5 protein-coding genes are annotated in these 6,231 nt (G+C 68.7%); 4 read left to right on the top strand and 1 reads right to left on the bottom strand.

Annotation, left to right across the window (positions count from 1 at the left end; genetic code table 11):
• Positions 1-83 precede the first annotated feature (83 nt).
• Positions 84-1,016, top strand: coding sequence for a M23 family metallopeptidase (locus ABDW21_RS15920; RefSeq protein WP_343602826.1), 933 nt, complete (start codon positions 84-86; stop codon positions 1,014-1,016).
• 21 nt (positions 1,017-1,037) lie between these two features.
• The gene (locus tag ABDW21_RS15915) at positions 1,038-1,595 is read left to right on the top strand and encodes a hypothetical protein (RefSeq protein ID WP_343710728.1); all 558 of its coding nucleotides are present in this window, start codon (positions 1,038-1,040) and stop codon (positions 1,593-1,595) included.
• 8 nt (positions 1,596-1,603) lie between these two features.
• Here the strand turns inward: ABDW21_RS15915 and pcrA are convergent, their stop codons facing one another.
• Positions 1,604-3,937 (bottom strand): DNA helicase PcrA, encoded by a 2,334-nt coding sequence (pcrA, locus tag ABDW21_RS15910; protein ID WP_343710727.1) that lies wholly within the window; start codon positions 3,935-3,937, stop codon positions 1,604-1,606.
• 201 nt (positions 3,938-4,138) lie between these two features.
• Here pcrA and ABDW21_RS15905 point away from each other — a divergent pair, with 201 nt between their 5' ends.
• Positions 4,139-4,441 carry a chorismate mutase gene (locus ABDW21_RS15905; RefSeq protein ID WP_343602818.1) on the top strand — a complete coding sequence of 101 codons (303 nt, stop codon included), beginning with the start codon at positions 4,139-4,141 and terminating at the stop codon, positions 4,439-4,441.
• A 10-nt stretch (positions 4,442-4,451) separates the two neighbouring features.
• Positions 4,452-6,116 carry a glucose-6-phosphate isomerase gene (pgi, locus tag ABDW21_RS15900; protein WP_343602820.1) on the top strand — a complete coding sequence of 555 codons (1,665 nt, stop codon included), beginning with the start codon at positions 4,452-4,454 and terminating at the stop codon, positions 6,114-6,116.
• The last annotated feature ends 115 nt before the right edge of the window (positions 6,117-6,231 follow it).

The following is a 6,231-nucleotide window of genomic DNA, read 5'->3' as shown; positions in this document are numbered from 1 at the left end:
CCGGCGGGTTGCGTGCCTGCGTGCTGTGCGGTTACCGTCTCAAGGTCCTGATAACGTTTTGGTCACGACCCGAGGACATCAGGTTGCACCAGCACCGTTATGCCCGGTTTCCCGTTGCTGCGTCGCGCGGGCCCGGCACCCGGCGCGCGGCCCCGGGCCCGGGACCCAATGAGGTCACCGAAATCATCCCGTTCGACCAGTTCGACGAGTTCGACCTCCTGGACGAGCCGGACTATGTGCCCGCACCCCAGCTGGACGATGTGCCGGACAGCGACGACCTGAGCCCGGTGGACCTGCCCGCACCCCGGCGCGGCGGCCGGCACCGCAGAGAGCCGACCGGGCCGGTCCGGAGCCGAGTGCTGCTCACCGCTGTGGCCGCCGGCGCGGCCGCCGCTGCCGCGCACTCGGCGACCCACCACCCGGCCACCAAGTCCGACGTCGTGCTGGCCGCCGGCACGTCGGTGCTCGGCGACGGGGCCGGCAGCACCGAGCCGGGCGGCATGCAGATCCTCGCCGTCAAGCCGGCGGCCAATGCCGCGACGCACAACCGGGAGCTTGCCAAAGGGGTTGCCTTCGCCGAGGAGCGTGCGCAGCGCGAGGCGCGACTGCAGCAACCGCTGTTCGTGATGCCGGCGAAGGGCATCTTCACATCGAATTTCGGGTATCGCTGGGGTGTGCTGCACGGCGGGATCGACCTGGCCAACTCGATCGGCACCCCGATCCTCGCGGTGTCCGACGGCGTCGTCATCGACGCCGGCCCGACCGCCGGCTACGGCATGTGGGTCAAGCTGCGCCACTCCGACGGCACGGTCACGCTCTACGGGCACGTCAACACCACGACGGTCGGCGTCGGCGAGCGCGTCATGGCGGGTGACCAGATCGCCACGATCGGCAACCGTGGCGATTCCACGGGCCCGCATCTGCATTTCGAGGTGCTGCTGGGCGGCACCAACCGCATCGACCCGGTCCCGTGGCTGGCCAAGCGAGGCTTGAGCTTCGGCAGTTTCACCGGTTGAGCGGTGACCGGCCCGAACGACGTGCCGAGCGGGACTCCCGGGTCAACCCGACCGGGTGACGATGCCTCGAGGACCCGGATCATCCGGCGCGCGCCCACCGGTGCGCTGCCGGCCGTCGCCGACGATGCCCCCACCACCCACATCCCGCAGCGGCCCGCGACCCCCGGCGTGCAGCCCGGCCGGCACGCAGTCGCCGACGCCGGCACGGAACCGAGCGACAAAACCGCGGTGGCGGCCTGCGCCGTCAGCTTTCTCAGCGGTTGGGCCACCTCACTGGTCGCGACCGACCTGATCGCCGGCTGGTGGCGAACGGACCGGCTGTTCTGCGTCGCGGTCGGATTCCTTGCCCTGGTGTTCGCGGTGACGACGGTCTCGGGCGTGATCGCACTGCTGCAACGCCGCGAGATCGGGCGCTACCTGATTGTCGCCGGCGCGGCGGTCGCGTTGTTGACCTACGGCGGAGTGTTCATGGCGGGCGCGCGGGTCGCGAGGGTCGTGCACGCGTTGCCGGTGCTGCCGATCGCCAGTGCGGCTTTGGCTCTGCATCCGCAGACCAAACGCTGGCTGCTGCAGGAGTGAGGACGGCGTCACAGCTTGGTGATCGGGGCGTGGTTGTGCATCAGCTTCACCCGCCCCGAGCTGCCGAAGTCGATCAGCGACGTCGCCGATTCACCCGTCCCGGAGACCTCCTCGACCCGCCCCAGCCCGTACTTGTCGTGGGATACCCGATCGCCGGCTTGCAGCACCAGCAGCGGCCGTTTGCCGGCCGGCCCGCGGCCCGGCGCGCCGCGGGGGGCGCCGAAGCGGCCCGCACCGCCGACCGGTGCGCTGACCGACGGCGCGGGGTCGACACGCCGCCAGTCGATCAGCTCCTGCGGGATTTCTTTCAGGAACCGCGACTCGGGGTTGCACATCGGCTGGCCCCACGACGACCGGACCCTGGCCCTGCTCACGTAGAGCCGCTGCCGCGCCCGGGTGATGCCGACGTAAGCCAGCCGCCGCTCCTCGGAGAGCTCGGTGGGGTCGCCCAGCGCACGCATGTGCGGGAACATTCCGTCCTCCCAGCCGGTGACGAAAACCACTGGAAACTCCAAGCCTTTCGCCGTGTGCAGCGTCATCAGGGTGACGACACCGGCGCTGTGCTCGGGGATCTCGTCGGCGTCGGCGACCAGCGACACCCGTTCGAGGAACTGCGCCAGCACACCGGTGTCGGGCACGTCCTCGTCGTCCGACGCGCCGCCGGTGTCGTCGAGCCCCGCCGCGTTGGCCACGTCGGTGGCGAATTCGTGTGCGACGCTGACGAGTTCGTTGAGGTTGTCCAGCCGGGCCAGATCCTGGGGATCGGACGACGATTCCAGCTCGGCCCGGTAACCGGTGCGGTCCACCACCGCCTCGACCAGTGCACCGAGATCCTCGCCGAGCCGGCTGCGCAGGCCGTCGAGAAGTTCGACGAAATCTGAAATCGCTTTGACCGCACGGGTGTTCAGCAACCCGACTCTGCCCTGCGCTGCGGCCTGCAGTGCGTCGGCGAAGCTTGAGCCGGTGTTCTCCGCGTGCACCGCAACGCAGGCCTCGGCGCGGTCGCCGATGCCGCGGCGCGGCGTGTTCAGGATGCGCCGCAGGCTGACCGCGTCGCCGGGGTTGTCCAGCACCCGCAGATAGGCAACGATGTCGCGGATCTCCTTGCGCTCGTAAAACCGAACGCCGCCAACGACTTTGTAGGGTATGCCGGCCCGGATGAACACCTCTTCCAGCGATCGCGACGAGTTGTTGGTGCGGTAGAACACTGCCACGTCGTTGTAGGTGATCTCGCCGTCCTGCACCAGCGTGTCGATCTCCTGGGCGACGAACCGCGCTTCGTCATGCTCGTTGTCGGCGACGTAGCCGACGATCAGCTCGCCGGCGCCGGCGTCGGTCCACAGCCGCTTCTCCCGGCGTCCGCAATTGCGGGCGATCACCGAGTTGGCCGCCGACAGGATGTTCTGCGTGGAGCGGTAGTTCTGTTCCAGCAGGATGGTCGTGGCGTCGGGGTAGTCGCGCTCGAAGTCCTCGATGTTGCGAATTGTGGCGCCGCGGAACGCGTAGATCGACTGGTCGGCGTCGCCGACGACACACAACTCCCCGGGCGGGACGTCGCCGTCGGTGCCGTGGACAGTGTGTCCGGTGAGCTCGCGCACCAGGACGTATTGGGCGTGGTTGGTGTCCTGGTACTCGTCGACCAGGATGTGCCGAAACCGCCGACGGTAGTGCTGCGCGATCTGGGGAAAGGTCTGCAGCACCGCCACGGTCTCGCCGATGAGGTCGTCGAAGTCCAGCGCGTTGGCCGCCCGCAGCCGGTGCTGGTACTCGGAATACACCGCGGCCGCCGTGCGGGCCAGGTCGTCGGAGTCCTCGGACAGGTTGGCCGTCGCCCGTTGCGGATCGATCAGCTCGTTCTTGAGAGTGGAGATCGCGTTGGCCAGCAGCCGCGGCGAGTACCGCTTGATGTCCAGGCCCATGTCGCGCCCGATCATCTGCAGCAGCCGCCGCGAATCGTCGGCGTCGTAGATCGAGAAGTTGGAGTTCAGACCGGGTATCAGCGCGGCCTGGTTGCGCAGGATCCGCACGCACATCGAGTGGAACGTCGACACCCACATGGCCCTTGCCGGGGCACCGACCAGTTGGACCACCCGTTCGCGCATCTCGGCGGCGGCCTTGTTGGTGAAGGTGATCGCCAGGATCTGACCGGGCCCGGCGCCGCGGGCGGCCATCAGGTAGCCGATCCGCCGGGTCAGCACCGCGGTTTTGCCGGAGCCGGCGCCGGCGACGATCAACAGCGGCGAGCCCTCGTGCAGCACCGCCTGCCGCTGCTGCGGGTTGAGGCCGTCGAGAAGGTGGTCCGCGTCGGGGACCGGCCTGGTGTCCGTCACGTGCACACTCATGTCTTTCCCAACGTACCGTCGCCCTGCGACAGTTTTTGCGCCGGCACAACCGTGAGTGGCACACTCGTATCCGTGCTCAACGTGCAGCATCGATTTTGCTACGGGTATCCCTCAGCGGTGCCCGTGGCGTAGCTGCTTGGCAGAGCCCCGCGGTCCGCGTCCGGATCTGGGGCTCGTCTGGTGTGTGAGGCCCGAATGCGGATGAGACCAGAACCCACCGACAGCGAGAACGTGGAGTCACAACCCATGCACACCGACCAGCTTCCCGATATCGACGAGCTGCGCCGCGAGATCGACCGCCTCGACGCCGACATCCTGGCCGCGGTCAAGCGGCGCACGGAGGTGTCCCAGGCGATCGGCAAGGCCCGGATGGCCTCCGGCGGCACCCGGCTGGTGCACAGTCGCGAGATGAAGGTCATCGAGCGCTACAGCGAGCTCGGTCCCGACGGCAAGGACCTGGCGATGCTGCTGCTGCGCCTGGGCCGGGGCCGGCTCGGCCACTAGGCTCGAAAACATGACTGCCGTTCGAGCAATCCCCGACATCTCAACCACCGAAGCCTGGCAGGCCCTGCGCAAACACCATGAGCAGAGCAAAGACGCCCACTTACGCGAGTTGTTCGCCGACGACCCCGACCGCGGGCGCGAGTTCACCGTGGCCGTCGGCGACCTCTACATCGACTACAGCAAGCACCGCGTCACCCGAGAGACCCTCGACCTGCTGCTCGGCCTGGCCCGCGCGGCCGGCCTCGAAGAGCGCCGCGACGACATGTTCGCCGGCAAGCACATCAACACCTCGGAGGACCGCGCGGTGCTGCACACCGCGCTGCGGCTGCCGCGGGATGCGCAGCTGACCGTCGACGGGCGAAACGTCGTCGCCGACGTGCACGCGGTGCTGGACGCGATGGGCGACTTCACCGACCGGCTGCGCAGCGGCCAGTGGACCGGAGCCACCGGTCAACGAATCTGCACGGTGGTCAACATCGGCATCGGCGGCTCAGACCTCGGCCCGGTGATGGTGTATCAGGCGCTGCGGCACTATGCCGACGCCGGCATCTCGGCGCGCTTCGTCTCCAACGTCGACCCCGCCGACCTGACCGCGAAGCTGGCCGGCTTGGACCCTGCCGCAACACTTTTCATCGTCGCCTCGAAGACGTTCTCCACGCTGGAGACGCTGACCAACGCGACGGCGGCACGGCGCTGGCTGACCGGCGCCCTGGGCGACGACGCGGTGTCGCGGCACTTCGTCGCGGTGTCCACCAACAAGGAGCGGGTCGCGCAGTTCGGTATCGACACCGCGAACATGTTCGGCTTCTGGGACTGGGTCGGCGGGCGGTACTCGGTCGACTCGGCGATCGGGCTGTCGGTGATGGCCGCGATCGGGCGGGAGAACTTCGCCGACTTTCTGGCCGGGTTCCACACCGTCGACGAGCACTTCCGGACCGCGCCATTGGAGTCCAACGCGCCGGCGGTGTTGGGCATGATCGAGCTGTGGTACTCGGCCTTCTTCGGCGCGCAGTCGCGTGCGGTGCTGCCGTACTCCAACGACATGGCGCGGTTCGCGGCCTATCTGCAGCAGCTGACGATGGAATCCAACGGCAAGTCGGTGCGCGCCGACGGCACGCCCGTCACCACCGACACCGGTGAAATCTATTGGGGCGAGCCGGGAACCAACGGCCAGCACGCGTTCTACCAGTTGCTGCACCAGGGCACCCGGCTGGTGCCCGCCGATTTCATCGGGTTCAGTCAGCCCACCGACGACCTGCCTACCGCCGATGGCACCGGCAGCATGCACGACCTGTTGATGAGCAACTTCTTCGCCCAGACCCAGGTGCTGGCGTTTGGCAAGACGGCCGCGGAGATCGCCGCCGAGGGCACCCCCGCGGATGTGGTGCCGCACAAGGTGATGCCCGGCAACCGGCCGACCACGTCGATCCTGGCGACGAGGCTGACCCCGTCGGTGCTGGGCCAGCTGATCGCGCTCTACGAGCATCAGGTGTTCACCGAGGGCGTGGTGTGGGGGATTGACTCGTTCGACCAGTGGGGAGTGGAGCTGGGCAAGACTCAGGCCAAGGCGCTGCTGCCGGTGATCGCCGAGGACGCCTCGCCGGACAAACAATCCGACAGCTCGACGGACTCGCTGGTGCGCCACTACAGGGTTGAGCGGGGCCGGGTCGGCTGAGCGGCCGACGGCCGCGAAAGACGGGCCCGGCCCATCAACCCCGCCGGGTCGGCTGAGCGGCCGACGGCCGCGAAAGACGGGCCCGGCCCATCAACCCCGCCGGGTCGGCTGAGCG

It is taken from the genome of Mycobacterium sp., from assembly GCF_039583805.1.
In the GTDB taxonomy this organism is placed as follows: Bacteria; Actinomycetota; Actinomycetes; order Mycobacteriales; family Mycobacteriaceae; genus Mycobacterium.
This window is presented reverse-complemented; position numbering and strand designations above follow the sequence as displayed.

What these genes read in the sequence shown, in the direction of transcription:
- pgi (WP_343602820.1), top strand. Translation starts at nt 4,452, where the DNA reads ATGACTGCCGTTCGAGCAATCCCCGACATCTCAACCACCGAAGCCTGG.
- ABDW21_RS15905 (WP_343602818.1), top strand. Translation starts at nt 4,139, where the DNA reads ATGAGACCAGAACCCACCGACAGCGAGAACGTGGAGTCACAACCCATG.
- pcrA (WP_343710727.1), bottom strand. Translation starts at nt 3,937, where the DNA reads ATGAGTGTGCACGTGACGGACACCAGGCCGGTCCCCGACGCGGACCAC.